The 19,409-nt window shown below is 42.3% G+C and carries 18 protein-coding genes and 1 pseudogene; 8 read left to right on the top strand and 11 right to left on the bottom strand.

Going from position 1 to position 19,409, the window contains the following annotated elements:
- Positions 1-1,099: 1,099 nt before the first annotated feature.
- Positions 1,100-2,160 (bottom strand): annotated as a pseudogene (locus LW728_RS07040) (RNA-guided endonuclease InsQ/TnpB family protein); the annotation flags it as partial.
- A gap of 358 nt (positions 2,161-2,518) precedes the next feature.
- On the opposite strand from LW728_RS07040, the gene LW728_RS07045 reads away from it, so the two are divergent.
- Positions 2,519-3,223 (top strand): choice-of-anchor R domain-containing protein, encoded by a 705-nt coding sequence (locus tag LW728_RS07045; protein WP_287765959.1) that lies wholly within the window; start codon positions 2,519-2,521, stop codon positions 3,221-3,223.
- Between the two features lie 693 nt (positions 3,224-3,916).
- Here the strand turns inward: LW728_RS07045 and clpB are convergent.
- The 4 genes from clpB to LW728_RS07065 form a co-directional block, all read right to left on the bottom strand.
- Positions 3,917-6,577 carry an ATP-dependent chaperone ClpB gene (gene clpB / locus LW728_RS07050; protein WP_002801344.1) on the bottom strand — a complete coding sequence of 887 codons (2,661 nt, stop codon included), beginning with the start codon at positions 6,575-6,577 and terminating at the stop codon, positions 3,917-3,919.
- A 590-nt stretch (positions 6,578-7,167) separates the two neighbouring features.
- On the bottom strand, positions 7,168-7,653 hold the full coding sequence (locus LW728_RS07055) for a GNAT family N-acetyltransferase (RefSeq protein WP_287765962.1): 486 nt from the start codon (positions 7,651-7,653) through the stop codon (positions 7,168-7,170).
- Between the two features lie 22 nt (positions 7,654-7,675).
- Positions 7,676-7,984: a hypothetical protein gene (locus tag LW728_RS07060; RefSeq protein ID WP_002781238.1), complete on the bottom strand. Its 309-nt coding sequence runs from the start codon at positions 7,982-7,984 to the stop codon at positions 7,676-7,678.
- A 119-nt stretch (positions 7,985-8,103) separates the two neighbouring features.
- Positions 8,104-8,997 carry a methylenetetrahydrofolate reductase gene (locus tag LW728_RS07065; protein ID WP_287765964.1) on the bottom strand — a complete coding sequence of 298 codons (894 nt, stop codon included), beginning with the start codon at positions 8,995-8,997 and terminating at the stop codon, positions 8,104-8,106.
- Positions 8,998-9,222: 225 nt separating this feature from the next.
- Between LW728_RS07065 and LW728_RS07070 the strand changes: the two genes are divergently transcribed.
- On the top strand, positions 9,223-9,948 hold the full coding sequence (locus tag LW728_RS07070; RefSeq protein ID WP_287765965.1) for a GDSL-type esterase/lipase family protein: 726 nt from the start codon (positions 9,223-9,225) through the stop codon (positions 9,946-9,948).
- 373 nt (positions 9,949-10,321) lie between these two features.
- Here the strand turns inward: LW728_RS07070 and LW728_RS07075 are convergent, their stop codons facing one another.
- Positions 10,322-10,549 carry a type II toxin-antitoxin system Phd/YefM family antitoxin gene (locus LW728_RS07075; RefSeq protein WP_287765967.1) on the bottom strand — a complete coding sequence of 76 codons (228 nt, stop codon included), beginning with the start codon at positions 10,547-10,549 and terminating at the stop codon, positions 10,322-10,324.
- Positions 10,550-11,184: 635 nt separating this feature from the next.
- Here LW728_RS07075 and LW728_RS07080 point away from each other — a divergent pair.
- The 3 genes from LW728_RS07080 (at position 11,185) to LW728_RS07090 (ending at position 15,177) form a co-directional block, all read left to right on the top strand.
- Positions 11,185-11,562 carry a hypothetical protein gene (locus LW728_RS07080; RefSeq protein ID WP_287765970.1) on the top strand — a complete coding sequence of 126 codons (378 nt, stop codon included), beginning with the start codon at positions 11,185-11,187 and terminating at the stop codon, positions 11,560-11,562.
- A 10-nt stretch (positions 11,563-11,572) separates the two neighbouring features.
- Positions 11,573-14,305, top strand: a complete 2,733-nt coding sequence (locus LW728_RS07085; RefSeq protein ID WP_287765971.1) for a caspase, EACC1-associated type — start codon at positions 11,573-11,575, stop codon at positions 14,303-14,305.
- 221 nt (positions 14,306-14,526) lie between these two features.
- Positions 14,527-15,177, top strand: coding sequence for a TIGR04282 family arsenosugar biosynthesis glycosyltransferase (locus tag LW728_RS07090; RefSeq protein ID WP_287765974.1), 651 nt, complete (start codon positions 14,527-14,529; stop codon positions 15,175-15,177).
- Here the strand turns inward: LW728_RS07090 and LW728_RS07095 are convergent.
- From LW728_RS07095 to speD, 3 genes are all read right to left on the bottom strand, one after another.
- Entirely contained in the window at positions 15,139-15,651 is a 513-nt protein-coding gene (locus LW728_RS07095) for a L,D-transpeptidase (protein WP_287765977.1), read from the bottom strand. The genes LW728_RS07090 and LW728_RS07095 overlap by 39 nt on opposite strands.
- Before the next feature lie 78 nt (positions 15,652-15,729).
- Entirely contained in the window at positions 15,730-16,035 is a 306-nt protein-coding gene (locus LW728_RS07100; protein WP_002801338.1) for a DUF6464 family protein, read from the bottom strand.
- 59 nt (positions 16,036-16,094) lie between these two features.
- Entirely contained in the window at positions 16,095-16,502 is a 408-nt protein-coding gene (speD, locus tag LW728_RS07105) for an adenosylmethionine decarboxylase (protein ID WP_002781248.1), read from the bottom strand.
- A 339-nt stretch (positions 16,503-16,841) separates the two neighbouring features.
- Between speD and LW728_RS07110 the strand changes: the two genes are divergently transcribed.
- Positions 16,842-17,126, top strand: a complete 285-nt coding sequence (locus LW728_RS07110; protein ID WP_002742078.1) for a type II toxin-antitoxin system RelE/ParE family toxin — start codon at positions 16,842-16,844, stop codon at positions 17,124-17,126.
- 15 nt (positions 17,127-17,141) lie between these two features.
- Positions 17,142-17,495 (top strand): HigA family addiction module antitoxin, encoded by a 354-nt coding sequence (locus LW728_RS07115; protein ID WP_051048454.1) that lies wholly within the window; start codon positions 17,142-17,144, stop codon positions 17,493-17,495.
- Positions 17,496-17,505: 10 nt separating this feature from the next.
- Here the strand turns inward: LW728_RS07115 and LW728_RS07120 are convergent, their stop codons facing one another.
- On the bottom strand, positions 17,506-18,159 hold the full coding sequence (locus LW728_RS07120; RefSeq protein WP_287765983.1) for a DUF4335 domain-containing protein: 654 nt from the start codon (positions 18,157-18,159) through the stop codon (positions 17,506-17,508).
- A 2-nt stretch (positions 18,160-18,161) separates the two neighbouring features.
- The gene (locus tag LW728_RS07125; protein WP_002801334.1) at positions 18,162-18,788 is read right to left on the bottom strand and encodes a DUF3038 domain-containing protein; all 627 of its coding nucleotides are present in this window, start codon (positions 18,786-18,788) and stop codon (positions 18,162-18,164) included.
- A 98-nt stretch (positions 18,789-18,886) separates the two neighbouring features.
- Between LW728_RS07125 and LW728_RS07130 the strand changes: the two genes are divergently transcribed.
- Positions 18,887-19,405 carry an adenine phosphoribosyltransferase gene (locus LW728_RS07130; RefSeq protein WP_002737799.1) on the top strand — a complete coding sequence of 173 codons (519 nt, stop codon included), beginning with the start codon at positions 18,887-18,889 and terminating at the stop codon, positions 19,403-19,405.
- The last annotated feature ends 4 nt before the right edge of the window (positions 19,406-19,409 follow it).

Below are 19,409 nucleotides of genomic sequence, written 5' to 3' on the forward strand. Positions count from 1 at the left end.
CCCTTAGACTTAGCTAGTGGTGAACAGGCTCCCGTAGCTCTGACTGCTCCTGCTATCAATGGTTAATTCCTAGTCTGAACGAAAAGGCACTCCTGCGAGGGGGTGCTTTTTTGTTGTTTGATTATACTCATATTTTCCTTTTTTAAGGAAAATATGGAGTTATTTGACTCGATAAAATTGCTGTGTCAGTTCAGCTGCATCTTTAACCCAAAGGACAAGAGCGACTATAGAAGGTTAATAGATGAAGTTTTTGTTATCATTAAGTAGCTGGTTATAATTAAATTAAAAATAGATTTTAGGTTCGATCCCCCCTGCCCCCCTTGATAAGGTAGGGTTGATTCATGAATCAACCCTACCCTTGATAACGGGGGTGTCTGATAATTTTTAACGCCTACCTACTTAAAACTGAGAGATTTTCATTAAGAGTTATAGTAAATCCCGTTATAATAGGGTGAGTAAAGACGAGGAATTGACGCTCACCGAAGCACTCATGGGAGGGATTCTTGGTTCAACGAGTCCACTTAAACTAGATACCTTGCGTTATCCAACCCAGAGGTGGTTCTCACTCTTGCGAGTTACTTTTCGTGCGCCCCACGTTAGTTGTATTTCTACAAAGTTTGCTTGAATTGAAACGTTAGCTTCAAATACTGCTTTGTCTAGTTCCTGCAAAGACTTTACATCACGAGCCGGCGAGAAACTAGAACTATTGAGTAGAACCCTGTATCTTTAATTGTCAGGGTGCAGATAGCGTAGTGATTAGACTACATGGATTTTTAAAGCGGTTGATTACCCTATCCGCTCTACTTATACAGTAGCTAATTTTCATGAGTAGGCTTCGGCCGTGAGATCAGCGTTCGACCGAGCTCACGCCGAGGTCCGAACGGTCAAGACCCTTAAAAGAAGAAGTTATTCGAGATATGGAAACTACTCCCAACAAATTTATACCCAAGTAGTTTGTTCCTTGTCGCCAACGGCTATCTTATCTACTCGCGCCTAGAAATTAGTTGAATTGACCCAACACTTTCAGCGACAAAATATCTGATTAATTGTGTATCAGTGCGTTTGACACTCCCGTGGCTAAAAGCGAGGGATTCTTGGTTCATAGAGTTTCCTTAACCTGACAGGACGTATCCAACCAAACTAGAGGGAATCTCTCCCCAAGCGTATTAGTTTCCGTGTGTCCCACGGTACTTAGTCTCTTTTTGAGAATGTTGATAGCGGCGTTAATATCTCTATCTTCTACATAGCCACAATGGGGACAAATATGGGTTCTTGTAGATAGAGATTTAGGTACTTTTTGACCACAATTAGAACAGTTTTGACTCGTGTTATGGGGGGCTACTGCTACCGTAGCCTTACCATATTTAAAACCAAAATATTCTAACCATTGCCGAAAAGTTGACCAAGCCACATCATTGATAGATTTAGCTAGTCTAGAGTTTTTTACCATGCCTTGAATATTTAAGTTTTCGTAGGCGATGAAATCGTTAGATTTAATGACGCACAATGCCTCTTTTTCGACAAAGCCTTTACGTTGCCTACTTACTCTTAAATGCTTTCTAGCATATCTCTTTCTGTCCCTTTGGTAGTTGTTTGATTGGGGTTGACCTTTTCTAAACTTTTTGGATTTTTTCCGATTCAAACGGCTTAATCTTTTTTCTGCCTTGCGATAGTATTGTGGTATCTCTACCGTTTCCCCATCACTATTAGTGTAGAAAACTTTTAAACCTACATCCAATCCTACACATTTCTTTGTTGGTTCTAGGGGTTTAGCGTATTCCCGAATATCAACACTAAGACAGAATTGGACATAGTAACCGTCTGCTCGTTTAACAATCCTAACTCATTTAATTTGGTCTAGAGGGTAAAAGTTTAGATCTCTGGTTCATTTCAGTTTAACCGTCCCAATGTTTTTCTTATCTGTGAAAGTAATTTTTTTTCTATCCTCCGATAGTTGACCTCCACAGTTTTTATATTCCACAGAACGATTATTTTTCTGAAACTTAGGATAACCCTTTTTACCTTTAACCTTTTTCTTACAATTGTCATAGAAACGAGCAATAGACGACCGGGCCCGTTCTGCGGCTCGACTGAGCATCGCCGAACGTCCGATGCTTGTCTAGGAGTAGAATTTAGAGTATCGACAAACTTAAACTGTGTTGACATTGTGCTTTTACGTTGACATTGAGCCTTTACATTGAGCCTGTCGAAATGTGTCGAAATGTGTCGAAATGTGGACACTGAGCTTTTACATTGAGCCTTTACATTGAGCCCGTCGAAATGTGTCGAAATGTGGACACTGAGCCTGTCGAAGTGCTGTTTTATATTGGTCGGGGTTTCATCCCGTCTCTAAAAGCGAGGGTCTTCAGACATTTGAGATAAATGTTGCCGATTTACCTTCCCGGAAGCTAGGAATCTGTGCTAAGTTGTTGCAAGGATTATCTTCTGAGGCAGCCCTCAGAAGATAGACCATCAATCGAGATCAACTTTATCCTTTTTAACCTTGAGAGTTTGAAAAATGACCAAAAATCAGCAACTTTTGGCGAACATGGGGGGGGGGAGCCTTGCTCTCCTTCTTTCCTTGAGCTTAGGACAACAAGCTTCTGCCACCACCCTCGTTAGCAACCTATCTCCAACACCTTCTATGGGATACCCAGTAAAATTTGATGAATGGTTACGTTCAAGTTTTACGACTGGCAGTGGCAGTTATGGTTATACTATTAACTCGGTCACTCTTCGGTTAGCAGAAATGACTGCAAATCCCAATTTATTTGTCAGGCTCTATAGCGACAGCAGTGGAGGACTCGGTAGTCAGATAACCAGTTTTACTAACCCTAGTTTCACTCCTAACATTACCAACGATTACATCTTTACCCTTACTACTCCGCAAACATTAGCCGCTAATACTGCCTACTGGTTAGTTGCGGGGATTTCAGAGGGCAGTGGGGAATATCTATGGGCATTTACTCAATCACCCGACCAAACAGGGTTTCCTGGCTGGTCGATTGGTGATAATCCCTTTAATAGTACTAATCAAGGAGGTATTTGGAGTAATAATTTTTCTACTGCATTTAAAGCTTTTCAATTCAGTGTTAACGGGACAGAAAACACTTCTCCCCCTCCCCCTACTAACATTCCTGAACCGGGTTCCGTTGTTGCCTTGTTAGGATTAGGAGGATTGGGGTTAGCCTCTAGGCTGAAAAAACTCTCTACTCGTGCTTAGAAATTAGCTGAATGGAAACATCTTTCCGTCATCAGTCTTCGATGTCTTGGTAAACGAGGGAATATCCTAGCGACTCCCTGACTTTCATTGATAAATCTTCTTGACCTTATCGTGATATAGAGATTTATCAAAGCACGATTAACTTCTGTAAATAAAAACAAATTACCGCTAATTTTTCGATCAAAAAAAAGTATTTCTCAGGCAATTTTTCCCGTATCGAAGTATTAGCGGTGTGTTTTTTTATTATTGAACCAACGAGAAAAGTTTTACTTTAACGAAAGCACTTTCGGATCTTCTCGACTTTGTGTGACAAGTGTGCCATAAGCTTCGGGAAATCTAGCCGCCGCGAGTGCCACCTAATCTCCTTCTCGGTAGAATTCTGGGAAAAGAACGGTGGGGGGGGAATTACGGTTAAAAACTTTTTCTATGTACATGACTGCCATTTTAGCAAATAGGCTTTATCCCTTTCTATTAAGAAATATTACAATAAACATGGGGACATTAAGAAAAGTTAATGGGTGTATACATTGACGGATAAGGGTTTTCAGCTATTATAGTATATATGTATGAGGAAATTTTTCTTCTGGCGGGATGTTACTAGACTAACCGCCCAAGGGAAAAAATAGGAATTCTCTTCGGGCATTTTTGGCTTTTACGGTAAACTCAGAGGGGGAATATATCCCCTATCTGGCTTTAATCTGAACTGAGGTTAACCACGGCTAATTCTAATGTTGTCCCTTCCTTTTCTAGCTCCTTTTTGCTAAAACTTAACCCTTCATCCAAACAATCAATTACCACCGTATCCCCTTCCATAAAAGCTTGTTCGAGAATTTTTGTGGCTAAAGGATTCTCTAACTCCCGTTGGATAGCGCGTTTTAAAGGTCGCGCACCGTAGGTGGGGTCGTAACCAACAGTAACAATATGATTTTCTGCGGCCGTAGTTAATTCTAGATTAATTTTTTGTTCTGCTAATAATCTTTCCAGACGCTGTAATTGCAGACGAACAATGTAACGCAATTCTTCTTTTTTCAGGGTATGGAAAATAATTAAATCGTCGATACGATTCAAAAATTCGGGACGAAAATGACTCCGCAAAGCTGTTAAAACCCGTTTCCGCATCTCCTCATAATCGGCATCTTCGGAAACATTTAAAATATGGTCACTGCCAATATTACTGGTCATGACGATAATCGTATTCCGAAAATCCACCACTCGCCCCTGAGAGTCGGTAATGCGCCCATCGTCAAGCACTTGTAATAAAATGTTAAAAACATCCCGATGGGCCTTCTCCACTTCATCCAATAAAACCACCGAATAGGGACGACGACGCACCGCTTCCGATAGTTGTCCCCCTTCCTCGTAACCCACATAACCCGGAGGAGCGCCGATTAACCGCGAAACCGCGTGTTTTTCCATGTATTCCGACATATCGATGCGAACCATGGCTTCTTCTGAGTCGAACAGTAACCCCGCCAAGGCCCGCGCTAACTCGGTTTTACCCACTCCTGTGGGTCCCATAAATAGGAATGAACCAATCGGACGGGAGGGATCTTTCATTCCCGCGCGTGCGCGTCGAATCGCCGCTGCTACTGCCGTGACCGCTTCATTTTGTCCGACAACTTTTTTCTGTAAATGAGACTCTAATTCTAATAATTTTTGTCGTTCCGATTCCATTAAACGATTGACGGGAATTCCTGTCCAACGGGCAACTATTTCGGCGATATCAGCATCAGTTACCTGTTGTCTTAACAGGGTCGAACCTGCCGCTTGAATAGTTTCTAGTTCTTTTTCTTTTGCTTCTAATTCCCCTTGTAAAATTTCTAGTTTGCCATACTTTAATTGGGCCGCTTTATTGAGATCATAAGCACGTTCGGCCTGTTCCACCTGTAGGCGCAATTGTTCTTCTTCCTCTCGTAATAATTTAATTTCCTCGGCGATATGTTTTTCCGTTTGCCATTGGTCAGCGAGAGGCTTTTGTTTACTTTCTAATTCCTCAATTTCTTCGATAATTCTTTCTAAACGCTCTTGAAAAGCTCGATCTTTTTTCTCCTCTTTTTCTAAGGAGAATTTTTCCATTTGTAACTGCATTAAGCGACGATCTATCATTTCCAAATCGGCGGGTTTAGTGGTACTTTCTACCTCTAATTTGGCCGCCGCTTCATCGACTAAATCGATCGCTTTATCCGGTAAAAAACGATCGCTAATATAACGATGGGATAGGGTAGCTGCTGCCACTAGGGCCGAATCGGTAATTGTCACCCCATGATGCAGCTCATAACGTTCTTTTAAACCCCGGAGAATTGAGATAGTATCCTCCACGGAAGGTTCCTTAATATAAACCTGTTGAAAACGTCTTTCTAAAGCGGGGTCTTTTTCAATATGATTGCGATATTCATCTAAAGTTGTCGCCCCAATACAGCGCAATTCCCCCCGAGCTAACATAGGTTTTAATAGGTTGCCTGCATCCATCGATCCCCCTTCCCTAGAACCCGCACCGACAACGGTATGCAGTTCATCGATAAAGAGAATAATTCGCCCTTCTGATTGGGTAACTTCTTTCATGACTGACCGCAATCTTTCCTCGAATTCGCCTCGATATTTTGCCCCAGCGATTAAACTTCCCATATCGAGGGAAATTAACTGACGATTTTTCAAAGATTCGGGAACATCTCCGTTAACAATCCTTTGGGCTAATCCTTCAGCGATAGCGGTTTTTCCTACCCCCGGTTCACCGATTAAAACTGGGTTATTTTTCGACCGTCGCGAGAGGACTTGTACCACCCGTCGAATTTCTTCATCACGACCGATAACCGGGTCTAATTTGCCTTCTTTGGCCGCCGCTGTTAAATCCCGGCCATATTTATCTAAAGCTTCGTATTTTTCCTCTTGATTGGGTTCAGTAACCTTTTGAGTACCGCGAATTGCTTTGATAGCTAATTCTAAATCTTGGGGGTCAAGATTGAAAGTGCGTAAACATTTCCGGCCAACCCTTTCATCTTCGGCAAAACCGACGAGAAGATGTTCGACGGAGATAAATTTATCTTGCCAACTTTCCCTGGATGCTTCCGCTCGATCGAGCAGCAGATCCAGACCACGACCTAGGTATAATTGATCGACGATGGCCACTTTCGGCTGTCGGTTGGTGAAGACTTCTAGCTGTTGTTGCAGTCGCGGAATTTCTATATTAGCTTTTTGTAAAATCCGGGTGGCTAGACCGTTATTCTGCTCTAGGAGGGCAATAATAACGTGTTCCACCTCTAAGGTCTGGTTTTTGAAGCGTCGCGCAATTTCTTGCGATTTAACGATTGAATCCCAAGCTTGTTCGGTAAATTTATTCGAGTCTGTGGGTTGCATTCTGCACCAATGAGGAAAGCCAGTGTCAGAGGTATAGTATAGCAAGGAGTCTCGATCGATCACAAAGTTCTAGGATCGACAAAAGCTCTGACTTGAAAGAGGGTGTAGGGTGTGGGGTGTAGGGTGTAGGGTGTGGGGTGTGGGGTGTAGGGTGTAGGGTGTAGGGTGTAGGGTGTGGGGTGTGGGGAGAATAAATAAAAAAGTCTCCTATCTCCTATCTCCTGACTTGAAAATACAAGCTGAAATAAGGCAAATTCGTCAATCATACTAAATCCGTTGAGTATAGGCTACATATCAGGAGAGGCACTCCTGCGAGTGAAGTGACTCTCAAATTATTACAGATGCGTCAGCGGCTGCGTGTAAGCATCCCACCGAAAAACTAATGCGCGGGGGGTTTGGGGGGTAGAACCCCCCAAAAGCTTGGATTGAGTAATCAGATCTGAAGTAATACGGCCATCCGTTGAGTCTAGGCCACATATCAGGAAAGAAACTCCTGCAAAAGGGGGAATAAATAATCAGTTTTTAATAACCGGATTTAGGATCAGAATATTTTCATGCTTGACGGTGAAAATTTTTTCATCGGGTCTGACTTATTTATCGCTATTACCCAATTGGGTTAAAGCAGTCCCGGTGAGGCGACAAATTTGCCACTCTTTGAAGGCCTTAGCCCCCATTTTTCCATAAAAATCGATCGCTAGTTGATTCCACTCTAAGACAGTCCATTCTAAAAGTCCTGCATCCCTAGCGACGGCAATTTTAGCCACAGCCATTAGTAAAGCTTTCCCGATACCTTGACTGCGATAATCGGGTAAAACGAAGATATCTTCCAGATAAATCCCCGGTTTAGTTATAAAGGTAGAATAGTTAGCAAAAAATAGGGCAAAACCGACTATTTTACCCTCTACTTCCGCCACCAATGCTTCGATGTAGGGTTTTTCCCCGAATAAATGCTCCCCTAAAGCTTGACTATTTCCTGTCATTAAATGGCTGAGTTCTTGATAGGCTGCTAAGGCAACAATTAAGTCAAAAATATCCTTGACATCGGTAGCAACGGCAGCACGGATGGAATAATTCATGATTGCTGGTCAAATCTTGATTTTAATGCTGATGATGTTTATGGGGAGATTCAGCCGGGGGAGAATTAAGATTGGAAAAATGGCCGTTATTTAATCCCATGCCAACGCTACCAATACTGAAAAGTCCCATGGAAACAAAACCGGCCGCAATTGTCCCCATGGCCACGGTTCCAATGGAAACTACTCCCATAGGAACAATACCGATGGAAATAACGCCCATGGGAACAATGCCAATAGAAATTATACCAGTGGGGGCAATACCGATCGACAACCATTTTCGCCCAGAATTACCACAACTATTCTCTTTTTCTTGACCTAGATTGGAATCCATGCTTTTAATCCCGAAGATGCTTTGAGCCTTCCCATCCTAGGTTAGGGGTAGAATTCTTGTCAAAAGACCAGTAGTCAAAATGAAAGTTAATTTTTTATAAAAACTATTGACTTTTCATCTCAGTTATGTATTGGCGGGATACCAGCCATATCGAGAATTTTCGGGACTAAATCCTCTCGTTTAATCGCCATGATGTGGACACCTTGACATAACTGCTGGGCTAATTTTATTTGTTCGGCGGCGATTTTGATGCCTTCTTCGAGGGGATGGGGTGCGTCGGCGAGTCTTTGAATGATCTGGTCGGGAATTTGTACCCCCGGCACATTTTTATTTAAAAATACGGCGTTTTTAGCTGATTTTAACAGAAAAATCCCGGCTAGAATCGGTTTATCGGCCAGCGAGGCCACCTGCTGCATGAACTTATCAAGACAATCGAAATCCGTAACTAATTGACTTTGAAAAAACTGCGCTCCTGCTTCGATTTTACGCTCAAAACGGCTTTGAAGACCAGACCAACTTTTTGACTGCACATCGACGGCAGCCCCAGCAAAAAGTTCTAGGCGTCCATCGGGTAAAGATTTATCGTTAAAGTCAAAACCTTTATTTAATTTATCGATTAATTTTAACAAACGTACCGATTCTAGGTCAAAAACTGCCCTAGCTTTGGGGTGATCTCCTGCTTTGACGGGATCTCCAGTTAAAGCTAGTATATTTCTCAATCCCAAAGCATGAGCGCCCATGAGATCTGCTTGTAATCCGATCACATTGCGATCGCGGCAGGCTATTTGACAGATGGGTTCGATGTCGTGTTGATAGAGAATAGCGGAGGCAGCCAGAGAGGACATTCGCACTACGGCGCGACTGCCATCGGTAATATTAGCCGCATGAACGCGATTTTTTAGCCAGAGGGCCATTTCTAGCATATGACTGGTATTACCCCCTTTCGGGGGAGTAATCTCGGCTGTAATCAAAAATTCTCGGTCTTGAACCGCGCGTTGTAAACGAGTAGTCATCAATTTATCTAGGTTTTAACCATAAATTTTATAGCAGATTTAGCCCGGAAATGGCTCTTAGGGAAGCAATGATCATCGGGCTGCTTTATACTGGTCGGTGTCAGCACCTGGCTGATATCAGATAAGTTAACTGGCAGGAAAAATTTTTTAATGTAGTATAATACACGGACAGTTTAACCAAATCCGTTTACAAGTGTAAAGGACAACGGATTCGATCGAGCGATCATGCAAACTCTTCCTCCTCCTACTAAAGACAAAGACGCAATCATGACCCATCCCCTTAAAATCGTCGCTTTAGGAGATAGCCTTGTGTATGGCTATGGCGACCCCGTGGGTGGCGGTTGGGCCGAGCGCCTACGTCGTTTGTGGATGGAAAGTGCCGGTCATACCCTGTATAATTTGGGTATTCGCGGCGATCGAGTGGTACAAGTGTCCGAACGCTTAGAACAGGAATTTCGTCTCAGGGGGGAAATTCGCAATCGTCTTCCTGACCTGATTCTTCTCTCCGTCGGTGTTAATGATACAGCCCGTTTAGGCCGGCCCGATGGTCGCACTTATACCGATCACGATCTTTTTCAAACTCAAATTGAACATTTACTGGGCCGGGCCCGTTCTCTTTGCCCGGTTTTGTTTATAGGTATGATTCCCGTGGATGAGCGGAAAATGCCCTTTTTAGATTGTTTTTACTTCAACCATCGCGATCAGTATCGTTTTAAAGAAACCACTAAACAAGCTTGTCTAGAGCAAAATATTCCCTATCTCGATTTATTTGATCTCTGGATGAACCGGGGTGATCTGTGGTGTCAAGAAAGATTAATGCAAGATGGACTTCATCCCAATGTCCAGGGCTATCAATCAATTTTAGAGGATATTTTAAACTGGTCGCCCCTCACCTCCTTTGTCGGTGTGGATGGTTTTATTCAACCGTTTACAGGAATTGTAGAAAAGTGATGTCCTCTGTTATCAGTGGATCTAGCGGTGCTACGGAAACGAGAAGATCCGGTAATATAACTGAACTTACCCCATACATACCTAATACAATGCTGAACAGACAATTGCGCTACTCGTTCAAAATGTAGTAAATTGAGGGGCAAAATTTCCCAATCATTGCTCTGAATTTGTGACTCAATAAATTCTCGAAAAGGTGAATCAAAAGTTAATTTTCCCAGACTATATTTGATCGTCATTTTACCAAAACTACCTTAACTAAGATAAACTAGATTTTCTCTTTCATTAATCATAATTTTATGGTTGTCTCTCCATTGTTTATTATTAGTGACATACCAAAGAAATACATGACTATCTATTAAAACTTTGAGCATAATTATTGATAATCTTCAAAATCAGTTAAAGGGGCATCAAAATCATCGGCTATCCAAAATTTTCCCGCAGCACTTCTCGGTTGAAGCGGTGGTTTCTTGGCTAACTTTACAGGACTTAATTTAACTACAGGTTCATTATTTTCTGTGATGATAATTTCTTCACCTTCAAGTCCAGCTTCCCATAACTCATTAAGTTGATTTTTGGCTTGTTTTAATTCAACTGTAGTCATTAGTTTACCTCACTGATTAACAACACAAACATTAGTTTAATCTCAATCAAGAAAAGCGATGGATTAAGTTATATCTAGGGTTTGCTGAATAAATGTGAAATGTAGGCAAGGTAAGAGTTTTGTGGCTTTACGAGCGAAACAGGTGCAAATTTTGAGAGAATCGTCGTTCAAAACCTTGCGTCTTCATCGGCCCGCGTCCTGTAGGGGCGAAGCATTCGGGCAATAACCTATCGGTGAAACCGGAGATTTTCTATCCGAATGCTTCGCCCCTACTTTTTGCCGCAAACCCTATCTATATCCTTACTTTTAATCATGATACCAATACTCACCCCCTGTCAGGAATGTCAGACACATTCTCATACTTTCTAGCGGAATTATCGCCATTAGCCTGTAGTAGTAGTAGGTTGGGTTGAGGAACGAAACCCAACACACAATAATTGTTATGATTTCTTGGAGCAGCTTGAAAAATCGATCTTCTATGTTCAGCAACATCACCACATCAGTGAAGAAATCTGCACTCGGCAAGGGGCAGTATGAAAATGGGATCACTTATTTAGATTTCAGATGGTATATGGTAAAATTTGCATAATTCAGTAAGATTAGTATTATCCTATATTATTTCAACTCAACTTCCTATGAGTAGCAAATCTACGATTAAATTGCTGATCGCTTTTAACGATCCTAACCTGGAGCCTGAAGAACGCGACGAACAGGCCCAAGTATTACTAACAGAACTACAACAGGCAGATGAAGTTGAATCGGTTAAACGTATTCTTGATCCCAATCCCCCTGAAGGTAATAAGTCGTTGGGCGGTTTTTTGGGAGGAATGTTAATGACCGAAGTTAACCCCGCTAATGGGAAAAAGTTGTTAGGGTTTCTGGGCGATCGCCTGGGAGGTAAACCGATAGAATTGTCGGTAGAGGCCAATGGTCGCAAGTTGACGGTTAAGGCTCACAGTCGAGAAGAATTGGAAATGGCTATTAAAGCGGCTCAAGACTTTATCTCAGGTTAAAGAAGGTATTATGGCAAAAATTGCTTTGTTAATTGGTGTGAGCGAGTATTCCGCAGGATTGCGCCCAATTTCTAGTGCCATTCTAGACGTTGAAGCAATGCGCCGAGTATTAGAGCATCCAGACATGGGAGCCTTTGATCAGGTTACAGTTTTGCCTAACCCAGACAAAGGGAGCATGGAAAAAGCAGTTGAGGTTTTATTTGCTAATCGACAGAAAGATGATTTGGTGCTTTTATATTTTTCTGGGCATGGACTTAAAGCTCAAAATGCTAGATTTTTTCTAAGTACAAGAGAAACTGGGCGTGATCAGAATGGAGATTTTCGTCGTGCAACAGCTTTAGCGGCAACTAAACTTCAAGAGTACATCACAGATAGTCGTTCCCAAAGGCAGATAATTATTCTCGACTGCTGTTTTAGCGGAGCATTGGTTCAGGGAATGCCAATCAAAGGGGAATTTAACATTCAAGAGGAATTAGGAGGTAAAGGAAGGGCGATTTTGACCTCTTCTAGTCCAATTGAATATTCTTTTGAGTCGGAAGATAACGATTTGTCCATCTATACAAAATATCTAGTTGAAGGAATTGAAACTGGTGCAGCAGATCAGGATGGTGATCAATTAATTTCTGTTAATGAATTGCATGAGTATGCCAGCGAACGAGTAAAGGAAGCTGCCCCGGCAATGACTCCCAAATTTTATCTTTCTCTTGAAGGAGATGATACTATTTATTTGGCCAGATCTCCTCTTGCTGCTAATGATCCTAAATTTAAGTATCGTAAAATAGTTGAGGATATTATTAAAAAGTGGAATGATGAGGATATTAAAGATTATTGTTTTAAGGAGGAAGACTTTTCTGCTGCAGATAGGGCAGTTTTGGATGCAACAATAGATCAATTAAATCTCTCACCAGATGAAGCCAGAACGATTGAAACAGAAGTTCTTAACCCACTGCTACGGCGACGAGACAATATTAAGAAATATAGGAATGCGTTTCGGAAAATAATAGCTGCTGCTAATCATACTCCATTGAAAAACAAAGATATAGAGAGTTTAAAGAAACTGCAAATTATCTATGGACTCAGGGATGAGGATATTCAGTTCATTGAGAAAAAAGTGAAAGCTTCTTTAATGGAAAAAATTTTGCATTCTATAAAAACTTTAAAGCCCCAAAGTTTCAAATTAAATCTGCTATTTAGCATAGGAATAGCATCAATAGCAGTTGTAAGTTTATTTGCCATTTATCGCCCTGATAATTGTTCAAAACAAACGGGCGACTTTATTAGTGAAGGAGAAGAAGTTCTTAATTACTCTCAATCGTTTAACAAGAAGAAAGGTGCAGAATATTTTGCACAGTGTGATTATCAAAAAGCCCTGTTAAGATTTAAGGACGCATGGCAACAGGATAGGCTAGATCCAGAAACGTTAATTTACTTAAATAATGCTTTACTAGAAGCCAATAAAATGCCATATTACACGATTGCTGTTGCTGTTAGTATTCCCAAAAATCAAAATGACTTTAATGATGATGATGGTGATAGTCGAGCAAATGAAATGTTACGAGGAGTAGCGCAATTACAAACAAAAATTAATCTAGGAATTTTAAATGACAATGATCCATTCCTCAAGTATTTTCCAGATCAAGATTTTATCAATAAAAAAGCGATTAATGGTAAGGGATTAAAAGTTGTCATTACTAATGATGAAAATGACGAATTACTAGCCCAAAAGACAGCATCATCTCTTTCCCAGCGTCCTGAAATTTTAGGGGTTGTTGGTCACTATCCCAGTGAAATGACTGTGGCAACGGTGGATATTTATAATCAAAATAATTTAGTTTTGATTTCTCCCGGATCAACGACTAGCGAGCTTACTAAATACCCCAGAAAAAATTTCCTGCGAACTGTTTTTTCCAGCGATCAACAATCTCCTGCCATTGCAAAATTTTTGCAAGAAAAGTCTATTAAAAAAGTGGTGGGCTTTTATAGTGAAGGAAGTCCATTTAGTGAATCTTTTTTTAATAGTTTTAAAACTATTTTTACACGCCCTCCATTCTCTGGAACTGTAGTAAAATTAGATGAATTTGATCTGGGAAATAATTTTAAGGCAGAAGAAGCCATCCAAGAGTTACGACGACAAACAGAAGCAAAAATAACAGAAACAATAGGGCTTGTACTATTCCCAAAAGCAATTGGCAATGCTCAAGGCGATGCAATTAGACTTATAAAACTTAATAATAGTCAAAATTGGGTTATCGGATCATGGGGACTTCGTAGTTCTCGTACCTTAGAACAAATTGACAACCTACAACCTTTTCAAAAGTTTGTTATAGCGGTTCCTTGGGATTCTTTAACCAGTCCTAACAAAAATTTTCTTAAGGATGCCAAAATTTTATGGACTACAACTTCTGTTAATGCAATAACAGCCCTATCCTATGATGCAACGCTTGCTCTAACAAAAGCTCTAGAAAAGGCAAATACTCCCACACGAATTAATATCCTTGAACACTTAAAGTCTCGTGAGTTTCTTGTCACTAAAGGTGCAACTGGGACAATTCAATTCGATGAAAATGGCGATCGCAAGAAGTTGGATGAAAATGGCGATCCCCAAGATCCCTCCGTAGAATTTGTTCACATTGTGGAGTGTCGGACACTAAGTTCAGATTTTGCTTTTGTCCCAATCAAGTATCCTACTGCTAAAGATGCTGGTTTATCCTGTTTAAACTCACCCAAAAAGCCTAGTCCCTAGCTAATCAGGGTTGACGGAAAAAGTCTGAAATGCCGCTAGGAAAAAGGTTTCGACTCAATCAAGCGATCGCCGACATCGTACCTACGTTCATCTTATATTTAATTCCACCCACCCACTTACAATAATCTATATTAAGCCAATAAAGCCCGTTTTATTGGTTTTCTTGCCTCCTATTAACAGTAGGCTAAAACTAATAATTAATATCATCGTCGCAATTACTCGTGGACTGGAGACAACAACTAATTATTTTTACCCGTTATCCGGAATTGGGGAAAGTAAAAACCCGTATGATTCCAGCTTTGGCAGCCGAGGGAGCCGAAGAATTGCACCGCAAACTGGCCGAATATACTCTCGGTAAATTAGCGGGTTTGAAGAATTTTCTCTCTCTGATCATCTACTACCATGGCGGCAGCGAGGAGAAAATGCGTACTTGGTTAGGTGAGCATTATTCCTATCATTCTCAACGGGGAAAAGACTTAGGAGAAAAGATGCAAAATGCCTTTGCCGATGGTTTTGCTCAAGGGATGACAGCGATCGCTATTATTGGCACAGATTGTCCAGAAATCGGGGAAAAAGAGATTTTAGCAGGCTTTGAGGCCCTAAAAACCCACGATATGGTTTTAGGGCCGGCGTTAGATGGAGGATACTACCTAATTGCTTTAAAACAGGTCTTTCCAGAGCTTTTTGACGGTATTCCTTGGGGAACGGGGGAAGTCTTGGCAAAAACTCAGACAATCGCCGCTAAACTGGCTTTAAAGACCGCTTATCTGCCTAAATTAGCCGATATAGATCGCCCGGAAGACCTGCCCATCTTAAAAAAATACCTGCCAGAATTAAGGTTGAACGATGACGGGGGTTCCCCTGCGGACTAAATCAAACAACACTTTCACATCCCGATTCCGCATCCGCACACAACCATGGGAAGCGGCGCTACCGAGGGAATTTTCCGCGGGGGTGCCATGAAAACCGATGGAATTTTTGCCGTCACTCCAAAAACCGATCCATCTTTCCCCTAGGGGACTATTGGGACCGGGAGCGCTGACTTTTCCCGTCCAGGGACTTTTCCAGACGGGATTGCGAACTAATTCCCGCACCTCAAATTTACCTGTGGGGGTTTCCCAGCCTTTTTTGCCGACGGCGACGGTAAATTGTGCTAAAACTTTACTATCTTGATAAACGTAAACTTTTCTCTCTTTCAGTTTCAGGACCAGATGGGTAGCAAGAGTTTGATTGGCTGCCGTATTCGGGGTGACGGTGCTGATTTGGTTAGCTTGGGCCGGATATAGGGGTAAACAAGTTAATCCTAATCCGATGATTAAGAGGGTCAAATTTCGTTTGAACGCCATTATTCCCACACTCCTCAATTGCGATAGCGATAATTTTTAAGGATAGCAAATAGGGAACTGTTTGGAAGCTCAAGCCGCTTATACTGTGCCAGTTTTAGCTTCGTACTGCCGACAACCTTCACAGGGACCTGTGGGATTAACCGCACAACGCAAATGGGGGGAATAGGCATTAAAACGACAACTAAGATCACCGATCAAGGCTGGTTTATTTTCTGTCCCTAGAGGAATTGACAAAAAATCACTGGCCATCACCGGGCTGTATTCGTGACGATGGCGAATCCCCCTCAAACGGTTGCTTAATCTCTGTTGGGATCGGTTAATCAACCAGAGACTAACGAGAGAGGGAAAGAGGGCGAGGATAAAAACAAAGGTTATCCTGATCACGATTTTAGTTTAGGCGATCACCAGTGATGCTAACTTATTATTGAGGCCGGCGCTAGAAATTAGGCCATAACCAGGGAAGACTTAAGGGGTTCTTCCTTTTTGCTTTCATAAACTGCCGCAGGACCGGGGAATCCTCTGGTTAGTTCCCGCACTTTAATCTCACCTGCTTGCAGGGATTTGGTCAAAATTTCCATGGCAACCACGGGTTTACCGGCACCACAGAAGAATAAATCGGCGGCGAAATAGCCGTGTTCAGGCCAGGTGTGGATCGCGATATGAGATTCAGCTAAAGTCGCCGTCGCGGTAACTCCGTGGGGACTGAACTGGTGGACACACAAATCGATCAGCGTTGCTTCTCCTGCCGTAATTCCATCGAGGATAGCGCGACGAATGCGCTCGGGATCGTTGAGGAGGTCAGCAGGTACTTGCCAAGCATCGACAATCAAATGGGTTCCCAGTTTGGTCATTTTTTTTTCAATACTCCCTATCGAAAAACCTTCACAGAATTACCAGCATAACACAATTTTTCTAACTTGTGCAAAAAAGATCAGGTTTTTTTTTGGGTACTTTCTCTAAAAACTGATACAGAGCAGGGGAGAAGGGTGTGGGGTGTGGGGTGTGGGGCGAAAGCTTACTTCTGCTTGACAATAGTATCGTTAGGCGTTAGAATTTGATCATCAGTTATAGCGGTGTGCAGTCGTATGAGGTACAGTGTCACGAGCTATAAACCATGCTAGGCAAAGCTTGGTCTGTATCTCACTCAAGCGCTTACCGCTATAATCAGTTATCAAAGTGACAGTTATCATATGATCATAAATTTCAAGTCCGAAGAGACTAAGCTCATTTTCGAGGGGTTTCAGTCTCGTCACTATCCCCCTGATATTCAATCGGTCGCTCTACGAAAACTGCTAATCCTTGCAGCGGCGTTATCGATTAATGATCTGCGTGTCCCACCGGGTAATCGGTTGGAGAAGTTGCAGGGCGATCGTCAGGGCCAGTACAGCATCCGTATTAATGACCAATGGAGAATTTGCTTCATTTGGACTGATGAAGGCAATGCTGATCAGGTAGAGATAGTGGACTACCACTAAAATTAGCTAAATGCAATGAACAGCAACACTTCGACACATTTCGACAGGCTCAATGTAAAAGCTCAGTTCCACCGTTTGCCAAATATCCATCCCGGTGAAATCCTCAAGTTAGATTTTCTGGAACCGCTCAATATTACCCCCTACAGACTGAGCAAAGATTTAAGCGTAGCTCAAACTCGTATCGGTGAGATTTTAGCGGGTAAGCGTAGTATCACTGCGGACACAGCTTTGCGTCTGTCACGATATTTTGGTAACAGTCCTCAGTTTTGGCTGAATCTTCAAACAGACTACGATCTCCGTCAAGCTCAGGCAAAGAATGCCGAAGTTTATAAGCACATTCCCATCACTCCATTTATAGATGTAGCTTAGGGGACTAATTTTATCTAGGAGGGGGGACGGGATTAGTGGGGACGGTGGGACTGGGAGAAGCGGCGGGAATGGGTGGATTTTCGGGTTTACGGACTTGGGGGACGGGTAACAGATAGAAAAGTAGGGCGCAAGCGACAAGACTGCCTAATCCTGCCAAAAAAGGCACTGTTCGACTGGCCACCGATTCATTCACCTTATGGTAGCGACGGGAAACTGGCTGTAATTTTAGGGTTAGGTCAGGTAAAGTGCGAGTATCGGCAAAAAATTGGTCAATCGCTTCTATTAAATCGAATAACTGCACGGTACTGATTTCTATCTTGACTGGACTTTCCGGGATATTCAAGTCCGTTGATGGATACCAGACCAGACGATGGAGATTCTGGTCAATCTTTTCTAGGTACACATGATCTGGTTCATGGACGGGGTCTTGGGGATGACGAACACCACTTAAAAATTCTTGGGCATACTGACTGACCGCTTGGACCAAATTTTCCAAGAAAACCCGACCACCTTGCAGGATTTTATTGGCCCCGATTAACCGACATTCTACGTTAGTCAAAATTGAGAGTAAAGGTCGGCTATCACCGGGATTAGCTGGGGCGAAATCATCGCCGAAACCATCGAGAATCAGGGTACAATTGGGCAAGCTATACTGTCTTCTCATTTTTACACGATCTCCCCATCAAATAAACTAATCCAAAACCGCTGCATTCCCGTGGTACCAGTACAAAATAATAACTGATCGAGGAGGGATAAAGCCAGTTCATTTAAAGCATTTTCATCGGCTAGATAAACCGATACTTTGGCCCGACGGGGGTTCATGCGACTGCGAAAATTGGAGCGAAATCTTTCTAGGTATTCTGATAAAAGAAAATTATTATCCACGGGTAAACCTTTTGACTCCATCTGTTGCCGCGCTAACAGTAATTGTCGGATGGATATAGCTAGAGGTTTGGCCCGATAACTGGCAATGATAACTAAAGCTTTTGCTTGGTCAAGGGTGAGACGGTCGAGGGTGTAGGAAATTCGCCACGGATTAGTACAGCGTAAGCGCCAGAAAATAATCCGGTTTTTGATAATTTTATCGAGTCCTAGTTCTTTACAGAGGGCTAACAGGGCCTCCCCGGCACCTACTTCTAAGGATTCCAACGCTAACAGCATTAAATCGATATGCTGTTGGAGATGTAGGGCGCATTGCTGACTGGCAATCGGAAAATCGGGTAAAACGCTTAAAATAAACGGTTTTTCTGGGGCTGATGTTGTAGATTCGGGCGTTAGGCTAGTAGGGGTCATGATATAGGAGAACTAAAACACAAGGGCGATCGAGTCAGGGTATTGTAAATTGTATTGTATAGATAGCTGTCCCCCATTTTACGAGACACGGAAACCGAATGGATCTGAAATCACTGATTCGCGATATTCCCGACTTTCCCAAACCGGGTATTGTCTTCCGCGATATTACTACCCTACTCAATCATCCCCAAGGATTACGTTACACGATCGATACCCTAACGGCAAAGTGTCGCGATTACGGTTTATCCCCCGATTACATTGTCGGTATGGAATCCAGGGGTTTTCTCTTTGGTGTTCCTTTAGCATACCAATTAGAAGCGGGATTTATTCCTGTCCGGAAACCGGGCAAATTACCCGCCGCCGTTCATAGTATCGAGTATGATTTGGAATACGGAAGCGATAGCCTGGAAATTCATCAGGACGCGGTGGCATCCCATCACAAAGTCTTAATTGTCGATGATTTAATCGCGACGGGAGGGACGGCGAAAGCGACGGCCGATTTATTAGAAAAAATTGGTTGTGAGGTGTTAGGATTTGCTTTTATCATCGAGTTAATCGACCTCGGTGGTCGGGAAAAATTACCCGATTTACCGATTATTACCCTCATCGATTATTAGGTTT

This window comes from Microcystis sp. 49638_E5 (assembly GCF_021300285.1).
GTDB classification, from domain to species: domain Bacteria; phylum Cyanobacteriota; class Cyanobacteriia; order Cyanobacteriales; family Microcystaceae; genus Microcystis; species Microcystis aeruginosa_C.